This window comes from Bacillus cereus group sp. MG16 (genome assembly GCF_040459875.1).
Classification (GTDB): domain Bacteria; phylum Bacillota; class Bacilli; order Bacillales; family Bacillaceae_G; genus Bacillus_A; species Bacillus_A paranthracis.
This window is the reverse complement of record NZ_JARVHE010000001.1, coordinates 1,435,940-1,456,996: the sequence shown is the minus strand read 5'-3', so window position 1 is coordinate 1,456,996 and position 21,057 is coordinate 1,435,940. Positions and strand designations below refer to the sequence as shown.

The following is a 21,057-nucleotide window of genomic DNA, read 5'->3' as shown; positions in this document are numbered from 1 at the left end:
TAATGTCACACATTTTATACAAAAAAGAAAGGATAGATGAATAAGCCTAAAATGCCTATATTTATCTCTCCTTTTTGTACAACAAATGACCTCATTTACCACAACAACATTTACTTGAAATTTTCAAAATGTTTAGCAACCCATTTTGAGTTATTTTCTGCAATATGTTGTTCTGCTAAAAATAGACGATGGACAAGTTCCTTTTTGGATAACTTCATATATTTTCTTTTTGTATTTTCTTCATTTCGGTTTAGCTTTATTCTACGAAAATCCATATCAATTATTTCAGCATTGAAGGTGGATTTGACACTTTTACTATTCGCTTTTTGCTTATAGGTTAGGCTATGTTCTTTGTAACACTTATACAACTGCTCGTTTGTCCGTATGGTATTCGGATGTATGCCTTTACCTTCAGGGTCGACCTTTTTTGATACATCAGCTACATTTGTATATGTTATAGATTTACCTTGTTTAATTAATAAATCAATTGCTTTTTTTCCAATCTCAACCGAACGGTTGCTACGTTTTTGATGACTATCTTTTAGCCACGGTCTATTATTTGTCGAATTGAATAGGTGGCTCATATTTTTGTTCCTCCCTATATTTTTCAATGATTTCAATTTCTTTCAACTCGTTTCGAGCGTGTTTACGCATCACCCTTGCTTTCTTTACATCTACGGTTAAACCTAATGAATTATATCGTTTCTCCATATCTTTAGATAACTCAATAACCTCTAATAACTCATGTTTTTTTTCGGGTTGTGGAATTTTGGCTGGGCAACCTAAACACTGCATTTTTATGGGACAAAGATGGTCTGTGACACATGTTCCACCGACAACATTATTAAAAACTCCAACTTTTTCTTTGTATTCTTCAATCTCTTTTTCAAGTTCTTCGGGACTACGTAATACAGCTCCATCTAAGTCAACATAATCGGAAATAACATCATGTAAATCACTAATAGATTGAGCTACTTGACTTGGGGTAGGCTCTGAATAATATCCAGTTACTCCTACATCTCGTTGGTGTAAGATTTTTGCTACAATATCAATCGGTAGTTTTTGCCGTTGAACAGCTTCAGTGGCAAAAGCATGACGTAATAAGTGTGTTTTTATTGTAACAGCTTTACCTTCTTGTGTTTCAAAATGCAATCCATGAAGTAAAAAGCGAAGGCATGAATGAATTGTATTATCGTTAAATGCCTTGTTGTTGTATTGAAAGAGGTAAGGTTTTGGTTTAGGAAATAGATGCTTCCGAGAATAGCGATATTTAACACTTGGTACCTTTTCTGTACCATAATGATCTTTAAGCAATTTAATGACCTTAGCAATTAGCTTCATTGTTTGGTTGCCAATATAAAATGATTCAACTTCATCTCTACCTTTTGGTATAGCGTAGAAGGAAAATCGTAATTTGCTCTCGACTTTTACTGTTCGAATACATTCCTTTGTGTTATTTAATTGCAGTAACTCATTTAATCTTGCACCTGTTGTTGTAAAAATATCTAATGCTAATAAACCGAAGGTTACTCCTGCATATAAAGGTTCTACATCAAATAAAATCCCCTCTGCTATATCTTTATTACGAGAAACAAAGATACTTGATGTAATTATTCCTTTATGCATTGAAAAAAAAGGGAACAGAATTTTTAATAGAATTTTCCTCACCATACCCCCATGAATATAACAACTCTCGTTTTTGTATGATTTCGTCATCGTTTGCATTTTTATTCCATTGCCCTATAACACCTTTTTTAAATAGTTCCATAAACCAAAGGCCTTCGGCTTCTTCATCCTCATTTAAGCGTTCCGCTTTCATAAACTCTACGAAGTAATCGTTGTTTTTCTCTGAATATGCCCCTGTACGTTTATATGCTGATTTTAACAATGATGTAGAGAAATGTTCTTGATGATTTAAAATAAATGACGGCTTGTCCCACAGACGAAAATAAAAGCGTTCTCCGATACGTTCAGGTTCATCATAGTGAAACTCTAAGGGGAGTTCACAATTTGTTGTTTTAGCCTGTTCACACGCCTTTAAAAACGATTGTAATAGTCGATTTAATTGGTTCCAACGGAAATGCCCTTCTGTTCGAATTTGAGGTAGTAGTGGCACAATAACATCTGTTTCATTCTTCCGAGTGTTTTGTGCCTGTTCTTTAGCTGATTTAGTAAAAGAGAAATTTTTTGAATCGTAAGATGGCATAGTGAATAAGTATTGTTCAAAATACGATTGTTGCTCATTGCTCAGATTTGATGAAATCCATTTTTTTGTCGAATAAGAGATTTCTCTATAATATGTTAGAAATTCAGAACGTAAATAATCAGAATCTTTCTGCTGAACTTTCCCTTTGAGGTATTTGTAGCCATGAGTTTCAATGTTAAATTCGTTTATTAAACTTAATCGATATATCTTAAACAGGGTATTAAATCTTGCATTTAGTGACATAATTCTATTTCTTATCGTTAATACATCTGCATTTTTATTAACGTAACAAAATATTATGAGTAAAAAATGATTATTCCAAGGCTTATTTATTACGTTACGAACATAATATTTTATATTGTTTTCGTGTACTTTATCTAACAAAAACTCCCCTCTTAAATCTTGTAAATGAAGAAGTTGTTCATCTACGTTGCCCAATAATTGCTTATAAAATATTGATTGTGGCTTATCTATTAGTACGGTCATTGCAACTACTCCAATCCATCTAATAATTCTCAAATTGCATCATCTATCTCAATACCATCCAAGTCATTTTCTATGACTGTTAAGTTGGGGTTCTTCTTAGATTTGTTTTTCTTTTGTTTCAGGTATTCTTGCTCTTGTTGTACCATACTTTCCAACATTTCATCATGTGCTTTGCGGTGATTTTCTTCATCAAAGTAATGCTCGTAAACCTTAATAGTTTCTTCATCTTTCCACTTGATATATTTAATGAGTTCATTCTTCTTTTGTTTAATGTCTGCTTCTGTATTAGAAGTATTATAGATTTCTTGTAATCTTGACGTTACAAACCAATGTCTTGTTTTATGTGGATTTAGCCTAATTTCACATTCTTTCATTGCCTTATCCCAATGGTAATACCATGATTCATAAGTTAAAGGAGAGCCAAGTTCCGTAAGGAATATTGGTACTTCATCTGGCAAGATATCAAAGTTACGTTGTAACTCGTCATATTGCTTTCGTTCTGTATTAATATATCTCATGAGCAACTTGACCGTATCTTTGCTAAACCGAAGGAACTTCACCCTTTTTCCATGACTCCCTTTGTTGAATGTACTTGCTTCTTGAAATGATTTACGAGAACGATAATCTCCAATCGTTAATTCAATCACTTCAGATGCTCTTGCCCCTGTTTCAAAAAGCATACGAGCAATCACAACTTCTCTTAATGACCAATTGACTTTTTTCCCCGCTTGATAAACATGATAGGGAAGGTGAATATCACCAATGATTTTAGGTTGCCATTCTTCATTGATTAGTTTGAAATAAGAATCGGTTAATCTTCTATGTGATGTAGCATCTTCTGTTCCTGCTTCTGATGGCATACGAGGTTTGTCCTTTCTTACACCTTCGATATTACTTTTATAGTCGTTTAATATGTTATATGAATCTATTAGGGGATTTAAATACTTATATTGCTTTAAATGAATTAGAGATTTATAGAATGACTTTAATGCCGAAAGGAAACGATTAACTGTATTAGGACTTTTACTTGTTCGATTAACAAATCGAAAAGTATCCTTTTCTCTTACTTTACAAGCCATTTCATTCATAAGGTAATCTTCAATGGCTATTCGTATGATGTCGGGAGAATCATCCCATTTAACTCGTTTTCCTTGAAAGTTGCTAAATTGTTCTAACCATGTGAAAAATGGAAGAAGGCATTGCATGTACGAAAGAGCCGAACTTTTACTGATTCGCCCAATACAATCATGATAATGCTCCGTTAACGGAAGAAAAGGTTGATTTTTACAATTAAAGACTAACAATTCAAACCGACTTTCCACACCATCAGGACAATAATCATACCAATATTTAGACATAAGAATAACACCTACTTTTACTAAGTTAATCTTCAAGCCAATTATAGAAAGGGACTTTTGATTGTTGTTTTTCTACTTTGTTAAATTGTTCTTCATATTCATGTTGTGATAACTCATAAACCCTTTTACTTTGCTTTCTTGGCAACTTTATAGGAGTAGAAATCGGACTCCAGTGCTCACGAATTGCCTTACGAATGAATCCATCAGGATTCTTCACCTTTGTTGCTGATTGTTGCATGATTAAGAGTATCTCTAAAGTTCTTTTAATTCCTACGACAGATAAAATAGATAAAGTTTCTTCAGTAGGAGAAATAAGAGTAACAGCCTCATATGCTAATTTTACTAACTCCGTTTCATCATATCTCGAATTTATTTCATCTTTCTGTGGTGTTATTTTGTTGGTCGACATAACATTGTTTAGCTTTAATAAATCAGATTCAAGTATTCTCCACCCCTCTTTGTCGCTATTTCTATATGAGTTAGGTAATTTCCCCGCTCGAATCCAACGCTTAATTGTTTCTTCATGTTTACCTATGAGGTTAGCTACCTCTTTGACAGTGTATTCTTTCAACACGTACACCACCTTCATAAAAAACATTCGTTCTAAGAATGTATGTTCTTGTATGATTTCACCACAAAATGTTGTTGTAGTTGCATCATCTTTCACATCATGTTGTAGTAGTAAATGAGATCATTTAAGAGGTCTAATAATCAAAAAAGTACACCACTATCTGAATGATGTACTTGAATTTAATATTATGTGTGACATTAAAGACAAGTTATTATTATCATAATAAAATCATGCATTCACTTATCTTTAATTTTACAAAGTAAGGTTCCTTTTTATCATTGCCGTACAACAACTTCATTTGTTTGCAACGGACCATATGATACTCCGTTATATTGAAATGTATATGTAGCCTGAAATAGTGTGTTTTTGAGTTCTTTATCTTTATTTGCTTTTATTTTACAAATTAATTCTACCTTCTCATTTGGTAATAAATTATCAATTCTCCACCTTACAAGCTGGAACAGAAACTCGCTCATCCCCTTATCAACCTTTAATGAATTTGGAATATAGGCAAAATAATCTCGAATCATATGGCTTACTACAACTCGTGAAATCATTTCCATTCCTTTATTTTCAACTTCAATTCGAATAATAAGTATGTCGTTTACATCATAGGTCAGTTCATATGAAAATTTTTCTTTATACATACTACGGATTTGTAATGTAACTGCTACGTTAGGACATTCGTTTTCCTTTTTTGAGCCATCAATCCATAATACCGGTTGTAGCGGTATTGAACGCCTTCCTTGATCCGGAATTCGTTTCCATATTTTCATAATAATATTCACCCCATTTCAGATGCATCATATCCATACGACCTTATTCTGCCTCTCTACACAATATTAATAAAGCTCGTTACAAACGATATATAGTTATTACTCCTCCTTTTATCCTATTCGACAAAGTAAAGAAAAAACCATTTTTCATCTGTTAACAGCAGGTATTCTTACTGAAATATTTTTTTACAATTTCCTTCATTGACTTTTTACCAATACTAAGTATTACTCACTCTTTCGCTGTCCATACAACAGAATATTTTGACGGAAGAAAAGGTTTGCCTTTTAGTCAAATTTGACTATAATATTCTTTATGGCTTTGTCAGTGCACTTGTGTAAATTGATTTTTAAAAATATATTTATAATTTTTATGCGCTGCACTCAAAACTTAATATAGTTTACTTATTATTAAAGGAGGGTTATCTTTGGAATCTCAATTATCAAAAAAAGACTCCAGCAAGACAAAATTTGTTGTTGCGGGTTTACTACTTGGTATTTTAATGGCGGCAATGGATAATACAATCGTTGCAACAGCAATGGCAACAATCGTTGGAGACCTAGGAGGATTTGACAAGTTCGTTTGGGTCACGTCTGCATATATGGTAGCAACGATGGCAGGAATGCCTATCTTCGGAAAACTTTCTGATATGTACGGACGGAAACGCTTTTATATTGGTGGCCTTATTCTTTTCTTGTTCGGTTCTGCACTTTGTGGAACAGCATCTAGTATTGAGCAATTAAGTATTTATAGAGCAATTCAAGGAATTGGTGGCGGAGCTCTTATGCCTATCGCCTTCACTATTATGTACGACATATTCCCACCAGAAAAGCGCGGAAAAATGACAGGGCTATTCGGTGCTGTTTTCGGAACATCTAGTGTATTCGGCCCTTTATTAGGTGCTTATATTACAGACTATATAAGTTGGCACTGGGTCTTCTATATTAATATTCCATTAGGACTTATCTCCTTCTTCTTCATTACGAAATATTATAGTGAATCTCTAGAATTTAGAAAACAAAAAATCGATTGGGCTGGCGCTATTACACTTGTTATTAGTATCGTTTGCTTAATGTTCGCATTAGAACTTGGTGGTAAAGAATACGCATGGAATTCCACTGTGATTATCGGCTTATTTACAACAGTTGTTATTATGCTTATTATTTTCTTCTTCGTAGAACGAAAAGCAACCGAGCCTATCATTTCTTTCCATCTATTTAAAAAACCTTTATTCGCAGCTAGCCAAGGTGTTGCCTTTTTCTATGGTGCCGCTTTTATCATCTGTACAGTTTATATCCCAATCTTCGTTCAAGGTGTTCTCGGTGGTTCAGCCTCAAATGCTGGATTAATTTTAACACCTATGATGATTGGCTCTGTAATTGGAAGTCAAACGGGTGGACAGTTAGCTTCTCGAACAAGTTATCGTAACATTATGATGGCATCTGGAGTTTTCTTCGTTCTTGGCATTTATTTACTAAGCACTTTAACAATGGACACACCTCGCCTACTCGTAACACTATTTATGGTTCTCGCTGGACTTGGTGTTGGTTTCTCATTCTCAGTTTTAAGTATGTCTTCGATTCACAAATTAGAAATGAGAGACCGTGGTTCTGCTACATCAACAAACTCATTTTTCCGTTCACTCGGTATGACTCTTGGTGTAACAATTTTCGGTACAATTCAAAATCATATTTTTACAGATAAACTAAACACTCTCTTCCCACCTGAACTAGCAAAATTAGCTCCAAAGGGTGGAGACACAAGTTTCTTATTATCACCAGGTGCTCCCGATAAAATACCTGCTGAAATATTAACTGGTATTAAAGAAGCTCTTGCTACATCTATTGCCAGTACATTCTTCTGGGCACTGATCCCGGCTGTACTAAGTATTATTTGCATTTTACTTATGGGAAATGAGCGCCTTTTTACAGGTCCAAAAACGAAACAAAAACAGAAGAAGGTAAGTTAATATATAGAAAAGAAACGGCATATCCCTTTATGAAAACGGATATGCCGTTTATAATATGTATAAAGTTTTTATATATAGGAGTTGAAACAGCATGAGTATGAAATTAGTCATTCTCGGCTTGCTACTCGAAGGAGATAAACATCCATATGAAGTGCAACACATCATGAAAGAACGACAAATGGACTGTTATATTAAATATGCAAAAGGATCACTTTACTATGCCTTCGAGCAATTAGAAAAACAAGGGGCAATTCGTGTTACAACTATTGTTCGAGATACAAATAGACCAGATAAAACAATCTTTCATATAACAGAAGAAGGTAAACGATTATTTCACACGTTACTATTAAAACAATTCGAGGCAAAAAACCAAATATATAAACCAATTTATTCGGCACTCTCTTTCGCTCATTTTGGTAATGATCAAGAGTTAGTTCCTATTTTAGAAAAGAAGAAAAATGACACCATTCAATATTTACATAATATGCAAACTATTTATGATTGTAGCAAAGGAAAAATTCCACGTGCACAACTATATATTTTGCAAAGCGTTATTGAACATATTACAGTTGAATTGCAATGGTTAAACACCCTCCTTACAGATGCAGTTGAAGGGCGACTTTCAGAAATTGATATAGATACGGATTAAACTTTTAAAATAGAAACTGTAAAATGACAATATAGTTATTTTATTTCAAAGTCTAAAACAAGTATAACCCCATTCTAATTTAGGTTGGGGTTATGCTTGTTTAATTTTCTATATAAGATAAACCAATTATTTAATAACATAACTGGCATCTTATGTATGTATAGGTACCCATTTCTTTATAAATTTAATCGCACTTTATTTCAATTCTCCTCATGTTTCTTCACTCTAAAAAATCAGAAAAATACAAATAATTAAAATAAAAAACTTTAGAATTTTCTTATTTCAAAACAGTAGACAAAATTCCAAAAATTGTGTTAGAATTTGTTTCAATATCATATCGCTTGTTAAATTCCTTTCAAAAGGAAAATGGGTACACGAACAGTTTGTTTCGTGTTTAAAAGGGAAGCTTGGTGAAACTCCAACACGGTCCCGCCACTGTAAATGCTGAGATTTCTTTTTAATGCCACTGTGAAAACGGGAAGGTGAAAGAAATCATATGAAGCATAAGTCAGGAGACCTGCCTGTTTTAACAACACTGATAGATTCACGGATGATGATGAGGTGTTAAAACAAAAAGGAAGGCTTATTTTCTATGCCTTTATGCTTTTTGTTATAGGTATTTCCTAGTAAACGGAAATGCTTACTTTCAATTGGGGAGGAATTTGAAATGGCAATTCAAACAAGTAACTTAGGTTATCCACGTATCGGACTACAACGAGAGTGGAAAAAAACATTGGAAGCTTTTTGGTCCAATAAAATCGATGAAGAACAATTTTTAACAACAATGAAAGAAATTCGTCTTCAACACGTTAAAGCACAGCAAGAAAAAGGGATTGAACTTATTCCAATTGGCGACTTTACATATTACGATCACGTTTTGGATACTGCTTATATGCTAGGATTTATCCCATCACGTTTTTCTGAGTTTACATCTTACCTTGATGTATATTTCGCAATGGCGCGTGGCTCTAAAGATCACGTAGCTTCCGAAATGACAAAATGGTTTAACACAAACTATCATTATATCGTTCCTGAATATGAAGAGGGATTACAAATCTCTTTAAAAGATAATCGTCCACTTCACTTATACGAAGAGGCAAAACAAGAATTAGGAGTAGATGGAAAACCTGTTATTTTAGGACCATATACTTTCTTGAAATTAGCTAAAGGCTATACACAAGAGCAATTTGCTACTATTTTAAAACAGTTAGTTGCACCTTACGTACAACTGCTTTCAGAACTACATGCAGCTGGTGCACAAATCATTCAAGTTGATGAACCGATTTTCGCTTCTTTAACGAAAGAAGAAGTTCAACAAGCAAAAGAAATTTATGAAGCTATTCGTAAAGAAGTTCCAAATGCGAATCTTCTTTTACAAACATATTTTGATAGTGTAGAAGAAAACTATGAAGAAATCATTACATTCCCAGTATCAAGTATTGGATTAGATTTCATTCATGGTAAAGAAGGTAATCTACATGCTATTTCAAAATATGGATTCCCAGCTGATAAAACTTTAGCTGTTGGTTGTATAGATGGCCGTAACATTTGGAGAGCCGATCTTGATGAAGTTCTTACGTTATTTACAACGTTACAAAAACAAGTCCAAACGAAAGATTTCATCGTTCAGCCTTCTTGTAGCTTATTGCATACGCCAATCGATAAAACAGAAGAAACTCACTTATCGACTGAGCTATTTGATGCGTTGGCATTTGCAAATCAAAAATTAGAAGAGTTAGTTCTTATTCATTCCGCTCTAACTCAAGGTACAGAAAGTATTCGTAATGAGCTGGAAACATATCGAAACGTACATCATACAATTCGTTCATCTGCTGCACGTAACCGAGAAGATGTCAAAGCAGCACGAACAGCACTAAAAGAAGAAGATTTTTCACGTCCTCTTCCATTTGAAAAACGATATGAATTGCAACAAGTTGCTCTGAAGTTACCGTTGTTACCAACAACAACTATCGGTAGCTTCCCGCAAACAACTGAAGTTCGCCAAACGCGAAAAGAATGGCGTAACGGTGTTATTTCAAATGAACAATATGAACAATTTATTGAAAAAGAGACAGAAAAATGGATTCGTTACCAAGAAGAAATCGGTCTTGATGTTCTTGTGCATGGTGAATTTGAAAGAACTGACATGGTTGAATATTTTGGTGAGCGCCTTGCTGGTTTCTCATTCACTAAAAACGGTTGGGTACAATCATACGGTTCCCGCTGCGTAAAACCACCTGTTATTTATGGTGATGTAGCCTTTATTAACGGAATGACTATTAAGGAAACTGTTTATGCACAAAGCTTAACAGAGAAAGTTGTAAAAGGAATGTTAACTGGACCTGTTACGATTTTAAATTGGTCCTTCGTTCGAAATGACATTCCAAGAAAAGAAGTTTCATATCAAATTGCATTAGCTCTTCGTCATGAAATTGAACTACTTGAATCTTCCGGAATTCGAGTAATTCAAGTCGATGAGCCAGCACTTCGTGAAGGAATGCCACTAAAAGAAAAAGATTGGGACGCTTATATTACATGGGCAGTACAATCCTTCCTTTTAGCCACTTCATCTGTAGCAAATGAAACACAAATTCATACTCATATGTGTTACAGTAACTTCGAAGATATCGTTGATGCGATTCGCGCATTAGATGCAGATGTGATTTCTATCGAAACATCAAGAAGTCACGGTGAATTTATTGATACATTAAAACATACAACATATGAAAAAGGCATCGGTCTAGGCGTATATGATATTCATAGCCCACGTGTACCAAGTAAAGATGAAATGTATAAAATCGTAGAACAATCTTTAAAAGTATGCGATCCTAAATATTTCTGGATTAATCCTGATTGTGGTTTAAAAACGAGAAGAACAGAAGAAGTTATTCCAGCTTTAGAGCACATGGTGCAAGCGGCAAAAGACGCTCGTTCCTTGCTAAAAACAAACGCATAATAAAAATGGGGTATCCTTTTTGAGGATACTCCATTTTTTATTCTTTACTTTCAAAAAAGAATTCATATTGTATTTTATATAATTCATCATCCGTTGGTTCTTCAAGAGGTGTTGCTTGTAATACAACCGTATATTCACCATTTGGAATAGGAATTTGAAATTTATTTGAAAGAATACTTGTTACAACGATACATTCATTTTCAACTGTAAAAGGAACTGTAACCGTTCTAATTACTTCTTCTTTCTCAATATGTTTCCCTAGGGTCACTTTTACTTCACAAGTATAATCAGAAAGTGCTTCAAAAATAACAGTTCCATCCGCCTTCGCGTAACCTCTTTCAAAATCTTCATCCGTCCAGTCAACGTAAGGCTGATCACCGTCATAGTTCATCAACATTAATTGCGAATACGAAATTGTTAACTCCATCGTTCCCTTCTCCTTCATTATGAAATATGCAACTACTACTTTACGTCAAATTTCACACGCGTACCATCTGGGTATTTATCTAACTTATTTCCTACCCAAGAGCCTGCTCCGCGGTTATCGGCTGGACTTATATATTCAATATGTGCTCCTTTTCCTCCTTCTTTACACATCGCCATTGGCCATTCATCACGATCATACCCTTTTTTTGATGGGTATGGAGCTAACGATAATTTTCTTCTATCCGCAGCGCCACCACGGTCGATTGTACACACTTCTGAATGTCCTTCTTTTATAGCATCTGTAATATGTTTCCCTGTCTCTGGATATCGATCTTTCGGAAATTCTAGAACTTGATCATACGCATTTGTTTTTTTAATACTTGTTTCCTCTGGAACAAGCACTTCATACACCGCTACTACAATAGAAAGAATTGCAATAATTGAAATGATAATACCCTTTAATTGCTTCATGTATACCTCCATGATTCTACCAGTTTCTTTTCCTCAGTTATTATAACAAACTTCTCCTGTCTATGTTTTCAGACATTATTTCAGCTCTTCTTCGCCATTCCGCCAAAAACTCTCATTTTTCTTCATCTTTTCACTAATGCTGTAGAAAACTAATAACCTTCCGACATTCTTTTTCAAAGGAAGTCCTCATAAAAGATTGAAATGATATATACGATACTTTTTGGGGAGGAAATATTATGGAAGCTACCTATAAAACGAAAGATGTGACGAATAAAACAGGCATCCCAAAACATATAGTCCGCAAATATAGTCAACTGTTAGAGGAACATGGTTATATAATTTCCAAAACAGCTGATGCTCGTATTTATAAACTTGATGATTTAAAACTATTGAAATCTATACATGAAAGAGCTGCTACATTGCAGGAAGATATTTCAGAAACGATACCTATTATTTTAAAAGAAAAAGAGGCCCCACCTGTACCAGTTATACAAAATACGCAAGAAATACAACCGAAAGAAAAAGAAGATGGGCGTAACTTCGAGGAGTTCATGTTAAAACTTGAAATGCTCGCTCAACTAAATGAAGCCATTATTCATCAAAATTCTACCCTTATTACCCAAAATCGTTTAAAAGATGAAAAACTAGATGAGTTGATGCAACAAGTTTATGTAAAAGAAGGATCTCAGGAAAAAATGCTACAAGAGTTAGTGGATCATGCCGCTCAAACAGATGCTCTGCAAAAAGAAAAGATGGACTTATTAATGAATCATATGTATAAACGAGAATCTAAACAAGAAGAAAAAATGAATAAACTCGTAAATCAAATTTATAATAAAGATAGCAACCGTGATGCACAACTTATGCAAGTAATTCGCGAAATTCAAGAAACAAAAAGATTAATCGCCGCCTCAAAAGAACAAAGCTTTTTCCAATCATTTAGAAGTTTATTTAGCCGAACAAAACAAGAAAAAACAACTGAATAGCATAATATATTTTTTCTAATATAAAATAAAAAGTTACCTTCTATCGGTAACTTTTATTCCTTATTTCTTACAGCTGGCAATATAATAATTGCTTCAGTTCCTTTCCCACTTTCGCTTTTATATTCCAGCGTACCATTATGCGCTTGTAAAATACTAAATGTTACCATTAGTCCTAATCCTGTCCCTTTTTCTTTTAAAGAATAATACGGTTGTCCGAGCCTTGCTAATTGTTCTTTCGTCATCCCAACACCACTATCTTTAACTCTTATTACAATCGTTTCATCTTTTTGCATAGCCGTTACTTTTAAATATCCTTTATTTCCTTGAATTGCTTCAATACCATTTTTAACAACATTCATAATCGCTTGTTTCAATTTCGTTTTATCACCGATCGTATAAAGACTTTCAGAAATCTCAACTTGCAAATATACACCTTGCATCGCTGCAAATGATGACATAAGAGTTGTCATTTCTATTAATTGAGCGGATAAGCAAATATGTTCTTTTTTCTCAATTTGTGGTCTTGCTAAATTTAAATAATCTGAAATAATTTGTTCTGCCCGGTCCAATTCAGCTAATACGAGACGCATATAATCCTTGTTCTTCACATCTTCCGTACTTTCTAGCAATTGAATAAAACCACGAACAACAGTGAGCGGATTTCGAACCTCATGTGCAACACTTGCTGCTAACTCACTTACAATATTAAGTTTCTCTGACTTTTGCATCTCTGTACGTAGTATTGCATTTTCATTTAAATATTCTGTTAAGTACACCTGAAATACCATTGTCATAACCATAATAAGCGAAGCAAATATATATCCGCTATATAAGTGCGAAACATATGGTGTAAACCCCGTTTCTAACAGAACGTTAATCATACCAATCACTAAAGAAACAAGTACGTACAATGATGAAATCATAAATGCTAAAATTAGCTTCTTATCCCTTGAAAATAGAGACCATTTCTTTGATAAAAATAATGGAACTATCAATAGAAATATTACTTCTATGACTGGAAGAAGGTTTATGCCCTTTAGCGCCCATTCATAGACAACAAAAATAACGGCCGGGATTAAACCAACAATCCCACCATATAAAAAACCACTAACAATTGGGATTGGGTGAAAGTTATACCCGCAAACGTCCCCAAAACAAATAGAATATGTCATAGAGAGAACGAGTGTAATGCTAGATAAAAACATAATAAAGTAGCGGTTCGGCTTCGGAGGCATTTCTTGATAACGATTTAAACGAATCGCTTCGTATAAAAATAGTGGCAAAATAATGATGGCAATTTGGATCATTAAATCACGGATAAGCTCCATAGCCTCTCATCCCCTATATGTATTTTGATATGATTATATCATTTTACAGGTTTGTTTGTTTTAAAATTTTGATTTTTCTTAACATATTTGTTAATTCTTTGTTAACAACACATAATAATTGTTACAGATTTTCGAAATGAATGTAAACCCTGTACCAAATTTCTGCCCGACAGTATACAATGAATACGGATTACAAAGAAAATAAAAAATACTTCATAAGACGGACAACTATAGCAAAATACAGCATATAATCCATACTATCTATGTTTACAAATAAGTGATCATTATTTTAGTAGGAGGAAGATAAATATGGCGGGTACTACGCTTGTTTTAAAAGAAGAAAATTTGGTCGTTCTAGAAAACGTTGAAAAATCAGTGTATGAAGAGTTACAGCATAAAACAGGAGAAGAAAATTGCACATGCGCTGTGAATGAATCAGTTGTTCACCTTGGCAAAGTATCCTCTGTACTTTGGAATGAAGATGAAATAGATTGGGAGTACGGATATTAAAAAGTCGCTTACGGCGGCTTTTTTTCTATTCTCCCTCTCTTTCTACATACCATATACGCAAGCGAAATGATAGAAAATATGTTAAAATGAACTTAATTTTCAAACGGAAGAAAGGGAGATACAATGGAACAATTCATTAACCCTAGAGTGAAGGACATCCAAATTTCTGGAATCCGTCAATTCTCTAACATGATTCAAAACTATGATAATCTTATCTCTTTAACAATTGGACAACCTGATTTTCCTACACCTTCTCTCGTAAAAGAAGCGGCAAAACGGGCTATTACAGAAAATTATACAAGCTATACACATAACGCTGGTTTACTAGAATTACGCAAGGCAGCTTGTAACTTTGTAAAAGATAACTACGATTTACATTATTCACCTGAAAACGAAACCATCGTTACAATCGGTGCTAGTGAAGCAATTGATGTTGCATTTCGAACGATTTTAGAGCCAGGAACAGAAGTCATTTTACCTGCCCCTATTTATCCAGGGTACGAACCGATTATTCGATTATGCGGCGCAACACCTATTTTTACCGATGTTCGTGAAACTGGCTTCCGTTTAACAGCCGAAGCACTGGAAAAGGCCATTACAGAAAAAACAAGATGCGTCGTACTGCCGTATCCTTCTAATCCAACTGGTGTAACTTTATCAAAAGAAGAACTACAGGATATTGTAGATGTTTTAAAAGATAAAAATATTTTCGTTCTTTCTGATGAAATTTATAGCGAACTTGTATATGAACAGACACATACATCGATCGCTCATTTCCCGGAAATGCGTGAAAAGACTATCGTCATTAACGGTTTATCAAAATCACATTCTATGACCGGCTGGCGTATCGGTCTATTATTCGCACCAAACTATTTAGCTGGGCATATATTAAAAGTTCATCAATACAACGTAACGTGCGCTACTTCAATCGCTCAATATGCTGCAATTGAAGCTTTAACAGCTGCTAAAGATGCACCAAAAATGATGCGTCATCAATACAAAAAACGACGTGATTACGTATATAATAGACTCATTCAAATGGGCTTAACAGTTGAAAAGCCAACAGGTGCATTTTACTTATTCCCATATGTTGGCCATTTAACATCTTCATCATTTGATTTTGCACTTGATCTTGTCAAAGAAGCTGGACTTGCCGTCGTTCCTGGAACAGCATTCTCTGAATATGGTGAAGGCTACCTTCGCTTATCCTATGCATATAGTATTGAAACTTTAAAAGAAGGCTGTGACCGTTTAGAAGCCTTTCTACAACAAAAAAGCTAAGAGTTAAACTCTTAGCTTTTTTTATGCATAATGATCGCAAGTTTGACGCTTCAGTAATTTATGCGGAATAATGATACACTTTGCAGTAGACTCCGCATTCTCTACTTTATCAACTAAAGCTTTTGCTGCCTCATATCCTAGCTGATATATATTCACGTCAACTGTTGAAAGCGGAGGACTCGCAATTTCTGATAATAAAGCATTATTAAAGCTTACAATTGAAACATCCTTCGGTACAACGAATCCTTTTTTAGAAAGTGCACTTAGCACACCAAGTCCAATCAAGTCATCCGTTGCCATAATTGCTGTCGGTGGTTGCTTTAGCCCCATTAATTCCTCCACGGCTTGTTGACCACTTTCTCTTGAAAAATCAAAATGTAAAATATACTCTTTCGGCAATACAATGTCTGCTAATTTTAAAGCATCACTCATACCAGCCAAACGATCTCTCGTCACAAGTAAATCTGATCCACCGCCGATGAACGCGATTTGTTTATGACCTAATGAAATCAAATATTCTGCTACTTCTCTTGCAGCTGTATAATTGTCATTATCTACATATGTAATTTCTTCTTTACGATCATATGGTTTCCCGATTAATACGAACGGGAAATTTTGTTTATGTAAATATTGAATAATCCGATCATTCTCTCTTGAATATAAAAGAATAATGCCACCAATTTGGCGCCCTTGCACCATCTTTACAACACCATTAAAAATTTCATCTTCCGTTTCACCTGTCGACATATAAAGCGCATACCCTTCCACATGTGCAAATGAACTAATCCCTCTTATAACTTCTGGGAAAAACGGATTTTGAAAAGCTTTACTTGCAGAACTTGGCATAACAAGGCCAAGTGTTTTTGTTGTTTGGTTAGCTAGGTTTCTTGCGTTTAAATTAGGATGATACCCTAGTTCACTCATTACTTTCCGAACACGACGCTTTGTTTTTTCACTTATACTTGGATTATCAGCAATTACACGAGAAACGGTAGATGGTGCTACATTCGCCTTCTTCGCCACATCTTTAATTGTAACTGTCATAAAAATCCCCCTCCTTTCACTTCTCTGCCATTTTATATATTTTCATCTTGCACCCGTTGCAAGTAATAGGGGAAGTCATAAACTTTCATTGATTCTATCTTGTAAAACCTATCATATTCTCCCTCTCCATGTATTGTAAGGGATAGAGCTCTTTTTTCCTATACTATAATATACTATTTATTTCACTTCTTTTCATATGGGATGTCAAATCTCTTTTCATCTCCCTATAAAATGTTTTATAGGAAGATGAAAAGAAAAATGGGACATAATGTCCCATTTTTCATCCTTTCGTACCTCCAGCAGTTAAACCAGAGATAAAGTATTTTTGTAGTGATAGGAATAAAATTGAAATTGGGATTGCAATCAATACGGAACCCGCTGCGAACGTTGTAAATTCATTCCCAAATTTCTTCGCCACCATTTCATATAATCCAACTGCTAACGTATAATTTTCTGGTGTGCGCAAAATAATACTCGCTAAAATAAAATCTGTAAATGGGCCGATGAAAGTAAATAACGCTACAACCGCTACGATTGGCTTTGCAAGTGGCATAATGATTTGCCAAAAAATACGAAAATGTCCTGCTCCATCCATACGAGCTGACTCATCCAATTCTTTCGGGATCGTATCAAAATACCCTTTCATAAGCCATGTATTCATTGGAATTGCCCCGCCTACATAAATTAAAATTAATGCAAGGTGCGTATCAATTAATCCTGTTAACTGTGCTAATACGTATAAAGCGATTAACGCTGCAAAGTTTGGAATCATTTGCAAAATTAAAAATGTTAATAAACCATTTTTTCTTCCAACAAAACGGTATCTCGAAAATGCATAAGCAGTAAAACTAATTGCTAACACTGAAAAAATCATCGTTAAAACACTTACTTTTAATGTGTTTTTATACCATAGTAAATAATTACTATTCTCTAAATCTAATAACTTACGATAATGATCTAGTGTTGCATTTTGCGGAATAATACTTGATCCAGATAAACTATCACCCGGATTAAACGATGAGCCAATAATCCATAATAATGGATAGAAAATGATGGCACACATTACGAAAATAACGAGATAACTTAATGAGAGACGTAACATCTTTTGTCTTTTAATATTCATTTACATCATATCCTCTTCTTGGAATGATTTTGTTCTCTTAAATTGCCATAACGCAACTGTAATAACGATTAACGATAAGATCATTGTAAGAGCTGCTGCTTTTCCGTACTGCGCGGAAGTCATCGTTAACTTATAAATCCATGAAATTAAAATATCTGTTCCACCTGCGTCTTGTCCAGCTACAGCAGGACCTCCGCCGTTAAATAGATAGATGATACTAAAGTTATTAAAGTTAAACGTATATTGCGTAATTAATATTGGTGCTGTTGCATATAGAACAAGTGGCAATGTAATTTTACGAAACTGTTGCCAAGCTGTAGCTCCATCTACTGTAGCCGCTTCGTATAATTCTCCTGGAATCGATTGCAGTATACCTGTTGTCATTGCAAAGACGAACGGGAATCCAAGCCACGTTTGAATCATAATTAAAGCAATCTTCGCCCAAAATGGATCTGTCATCCAAGCAATCTTTTCAATTCCGAATAAAGCTAATACTTGATTGTTAATCGCTCCAAATGTTTCATTAAACATACCAGAGAAAACAAGAATAGATACGAATGCTGGGACCGCCCACGGTAAAATGAAGATTGTTCGAATAATCGCCTTCCCTTTAATACCAGGCTGATTTACGATAATCGCTAAGAAAATACCAAGCGCAACTTGTAATGTCGTTGCAACGAATGTCCAGATGACAGTCCAAGAAAATACACTTAAAAACGTTTCTCTCCACATCGGTAATGTAAAGATATCAATAAAGTTTTTAAACCCTACCCAATCTACTAATTTAGCTGGAGGAGAATGATATAAATCATAGTTCGTAAATCCAATTAAAATTACGAAAATGATTGGAAATACAACGACAAAGATAAGTAATAAAAACCCTGGTGAAACCATTAAATACGGAAAACCTTGGTCTAGTAAATTACGGTATTGCTCTTTTACAGAGTTTAACGGTGTTCCTATATCCCGTTTCTTTCCGTTTTGGTATGCATCATATAAATTAAATGCATATATTCCGAGTCCAAACACGATGACAATGAGTGCCAAGATTCCTTCTACTAATAGAAAGACAGAATGATCACGTGGAACTTCTGTACCAAGCGTTACAATTCCCCATAATCCCATATTTAATAAATCAGCAAAGGCTACAATAAATGAACCTGTTAATACTAGAAAAATAAGACCTTTTACAAATTGTTTATTATACATTTGGCCCACGCCTGGAATGATTGATAACATGGTTGCCATTTTCCTATGTTTTGAACCGTTTAAGCCGTTTGCTGGTTCCATAGATGTTTGCATGTTCCTTCCCCCTTTTTTTTGGGAGAGAATTCGTGCCCCTCATATTAGAGGCACGAATTTCACCTTATTTTTTCTTACTATGATTTGCCTCAATATTACCTTTAATTTGCTTCACTGCATTATCAAGTGCTGCTTTTGGTGCCTCTTTATCCGTAACAACTAATTGAAGCGCATCTCCAGCTGGTTTCCATACTTCTTGCATTTCTGGAATGTTTGGCATTGGAATTCCATTTTCAGATTGTGTTGCAACTGCTTTTGCAGCTTCGTTATCTTTAATAATTGGATCTTCCATTACTGCTTTTACTGGAGGAATTTCTTTCGTCTTCTCAAATCGAATTTTTGCGTTTTCTTCATTCGTTACCCATTCAGTGAACTTTGTAGCTAAATCATTTTGTTTAGAGAAACTTGTTACATGCCATCCTTTAACCCCAACAAACGTTTTCATTGGTTGACCATTTGGTAATTTCGGCATTGGAGCAACGCCATAATCAATTCCGTTCTTTTCCATTGCTTGGAACGCCCAAGGGCCGTTCATGATAGATGCTGCTTTTCCTTCATTAAATAGCCCATCAGCAGCAGGTCCACCAGATTCACCGATAATACCTTTCGGGAATAACTTTTCTTTGTACCATTTTTGAAGATACTCAGCACCTTGTACTGCTCCGCTATTATTTAATCCAACATCACTTGCATTTGGCTTTCCATCTTTTTCACCAAACACATAACCACCCATACCTGCCATGAATGCATTAGCAAAGTAGAAGTTATCTCCTAATGCTAAAAATCCGTACTTGCCATCTTTCGTAAATTCTTTTGAGAAGTTAAACAGCTCGTCCATCGTTTCTGGCGCTTTTGGCATTAGTTTTTTATTGTAAATAAAGACTGGTGTCTCAATTGCTTTTGGTAAACCATATAATTTTCCGTTATATGTCTGTGCTTCTATTGATGAATCAGTAAATTTACTCTTTACAGCATCATCAGCTTTCACTTCAGAAAGTAAACCTTCTGTTACTGCATTTCCGATTTGATCATGTGGCAATGTTACAACATCTGGTCCCGTCCCCGCTGGTCCATCAAGGCGTAACTTCTTCACTTGATCTGTCATTTGCATTTCAACAACTTTTACTTTTACTTTATATTTTTCCTCAAAGCTTTTCACTGCTGGTTCTAAACCAACACCTTTTTTATCATCTTCCCAAACGAGTAGATCGTAATCTTTCTTTGCTTTACTTTCTTCTTTTTTCCCTGAATCTTTCGGTCCACATGCAGATAACATACCAATTGATAATGCTGAAACCGTTAATAATGATAATGCTTTCTTCATCCCAAAAACCTCCCTGAATTGTATATGTACCTTACTAATTGAAAACGTTTGCATTGAATAGTTTAATAGAAGCGCAAACGATATCTCAATCTATGAAAACGTTTGCGCTATTTGTCTATCATTATACATTCTTTTATTCATTTTGCAAATATTAATTTTTAAAATATTATTACTACACTCTTTATAGATTGACTTTATACGAAATGAATACTACTCTTATAAGCAATATTAAAGCTATGCAAAAAGCAATCGTTTGCAACATATGCTTTATTATTATACTTAGGGGAACAATA

At 34.5% G+C, this 21,057-nt stretch carries 17 protein-coding genes, 1 pseudogene and 1 riboswitch; of the genes and pseudogenes, 6 read left to right on the top strand and 12 right to left on the bottom strand.

Annotation, left to right across the window (positions count from 1 at the left end; all coding sequences use genetic code 11):
- Window positions 1-110: 110 nt before the first annotated feature.
- The 5 genes and pseudogenes from QCI73_RS07690 to QCI73_RS07665 all read right to left on the bottom strand — a co-directional run bounded on the left by QCI73_RS07690 (window position 111) and on the right by QCI73_RS07665 (window position 5,397).
- Complete coding sequence (locus tag QCI73_RS07690; protein ID WP_353822731.1) at window positions 111-584, bottom strand: hypothetical protein; 474 nt, start codon at window positions 582-584, stop codon at window positions 111-113.
- A pseudogene (locus QCI73_RS30840) lies at window positions 556-2,692 on the bottom strand (site-specific integrase). Before QCI73_RS30840 ends, QCI73_RS07690 begins: the two are co-directional and overlap by 29 nt.
- Window positions 2,693-2,721: 29 nt before the next feature.
- Window positions 2,722-4,050 carry a tyrosine-type recombinase/integrase gene (locus QCI73_RS07675; protein WP_353822728.1) on the bottom strand — a complete coding sequence of 443 codons (1,329 nt, stop codon included), beginning with the start codon at window positions 4,048-4,050 and terminating at the stop codon, window positions 2,722-2,724.
- A 25-nt stretch (window positions 4,051-4,075) separates the two neighbouring features.
- On the bottom strand, window positions 4,076-4,621 hold the full coding sequence (locus QCI73_RS07670) for a helix-turn-helix domain-containing protein (protein WP_483299573.1): 546 nt from the start codon (window positions 4,619-4,621) through the stop codon (window positions 4,076-4,078).
- Window positions 4,622-4,896: 275 nt separating this feature from the next.
- Entirely contained in the window at window positions 4,897-5,397 is a 501-nt protein-coding gene (locus QCI73_RS07665; RefSeq protein ID WP_000708168.1) for a hypothetical protein, read from the bottom strand.
- A 425-nt stretch (window positions 5,398-5,822) separates the two neighbouring features.
- Here QCI73_RS07665 and QCI73_RS07660 point away from each other — a divergent pair, with 425 nt between their 5' ends.
- From QCI73_RS07660 to metE, 3 genes are all read left to right on the top strand, one after another.
- Window positions 5,823-7,364 carry an MDR family MFS transporter gene (locus QCI73_RS07660; protein WP_353822726.1) on the top strand — a complete coding sequence of 514 codons (1,542 nt, stop codon included), beginning with the start codon at window positions 5,823-5,825 and terminating at the stop codon, window positions 7,362-7,364.
- Between the two features lie 91 nt (window positions 7,365-7,455).
- On the top strand, window positions 7,456-8,013 hold the full coding sequence (locus QCI73_RS07655; RefSeq protein WP_327922566.1) for a PadR family transcriptional regulator: 558 nt from the start codon (window positions 7,456-7,458) through the stop codon (window positions 8,011-8,013).
- A gap of 351 nt (window positions 8,014-8,364) precedes the next feature.
- Window positions 8,365-8,552: riboswitch (cobalamin riboswitch) on the top strand.
- A 128-nt stretch (window positions 8,553-8,680) separates the two neighbouring features.
- The gene (gene metE, locus QCI73_RS07650) at window positions 8,681-10,969 is read left to right on the top strand and encodes a 5-methyltetrahydropteroyltriglutamate--homocysteine S-methyltransferase (RefSeq protein ID WP_353822725.1); all 2,289 of its coding nucleotides are present in this window, start codon (window positions 8,681-8,683) and stop codon (window positions 10,967-10,969) included.
- A 37-nt stretch (window positions 10,970-11,006) separates the two neighbouring features.
- Here metE and comJ read toward each other — a convergent pair whose 3' ends face one another.
- Both comJ and nucA read right to left on the bottom strand, forming a co-directional pair.
- Entirely contained in the window at window positions 11,007-11,396 is a 390-nt protein-coding gene (gene comJ, locus QCI73_RS07645; RefSeq protein WP_353822724.1) for a competence protein ComJ, read from the bottom strand.
- A 35-nt stretch (window positions 11,397-11,431) separates the two neighbouring features.
- Window positions 11,432-11,866 carry a DNA-entry nuclease gene (gene nucA / locus QCI73_RS07640; RefSeq protein WP_000811499.1) on the bottom strand — a complete coding sequence of 145 codons (435 nt, stop codon included), beginning with the start codon at window positions 11,864-11,866 and terminating at the stop codon, window positions 11,432-11,434.
- 236 nt (window positions 11,867-12,102) lie between these two features.
- On the opposite strand from nucA, the gene QCI73_RS07635 reads away from it, so the two are divergent.
- The gene (locus QCI73_RS07635; protein WP_353822723.1) at window positions 12,103-12,852 is read left to right on the top strand and encodes a DUF3967 domain-containing protein; all 750 of its coding nucleotides are present in this window, start codon (window positions 12,103-12,105) and stop codon (window positions 12,850-12,852) included.
- 53 nt (window positions 12,853-12,905) lie between these two features.
- Here QCI73_RS07635 and kinB read toward each other — a convergent pair whose 3' ends face one another.
- Window positions 12,906-14,180: a sporulation sensor histidine kinase KinB gene (gene kinB / locus QCI73_RS07630; RefSeq protein ID WP_000420387.1), complete on the bottom strand. Its 1,275-nt coding sequence runs from the start codon at window positions 14,178-14,180 to the stop codon at window positions 12,906-12,908.
- A gap of 309 nt (window positions 14,181-14,489) precedes the next feature.
- On the opposite strand from kinB, the gene QCI73_RS07625 reads away from it, so the two are divergent.
- Both QCI73_RS07625 and QCI73_RS07620 read left to right on the top strand, forming a co-directional pair.
- On the top strand, window positions 14,490-14,690 hold the full coding sequence (locus tag QCI73_RS07625; protein ID WP_000929285.1) for a hypothetical protein: 201 nt from the start codon (window positions 14,490-14,492) through the stop codon (window positions 14,688-14,690).
- Between the two features lie 123 nt (window positions 14,691-14,813).
- Window positions 14,814-15,971, top strand: coding sequence for an aminotransferase A (locus QCI73_RS07620; protein WP_353822722.1), 1,158 nt, complete (start codon window positions 14,814-14,816; stop codon window positions 15,969-15,971).
- Window positions 15,972-15,992: 21 nt separating this feature from the next.
- Here QCI73_RS07620 and malR read toward each other — a convergent pair whose 3' ends face one another.
- From malR to QCI73_RS07600, 4 genes are all read right to left on the bottom strand, one after another.
- Window positions 15,993-17,015 (bottom strand): maltose operon transcriptional repressor MalR, encoded by a 1,023-nt coding sequence (malR, locus tag QCI73_RS07615; RefSeq protein ID WP_000219043.1) that lies wholly within the window; start codon window positions 17,013-17,015, stop codon window positions 15,993-15,995.
- Window positions 17,016-17,295: 280 nt separating this feature from the next.
- Complete coding sequence (gene malD, locus QCI73_RS07610; protein ID WP_001022608.1) at window positions 17,296-18,138, bottom strand: maltosaccharide ABC transporter permease MalD; 843 nt, start codon at window positions 18,136-18,138, stop codon at window positions 17,296-17,298.
- Window positions 18,139-19,440: a maltosaccharide ABC transporter permease MalC gene (gene malC, locus QCI73_RS07605; RefSeq protein WP_001194989.1), complete on the bottom strand. Its 1,302-nt coding sequence runs from the start codon at window positions 19,438-19,440 to the stop codon at window positions 18,139-18,141.
- A gap of 64 nt (window positions 19,441-19,504) precedes the next feature.
- On the bottom strand, window positions 19,505-20,764 hold the full coding sequence (locus tag QCI73_RS07600) for an extracellular solute-binding protein (RefSeq protein ID WP_000709918.1): 1,260 nt from the start codon (window positions 20,762-20,764) through the stop codon (window positions 19,505-19,507).
- Window positions 20,765-21,057 lie beyond the last annotated feature (293 nt).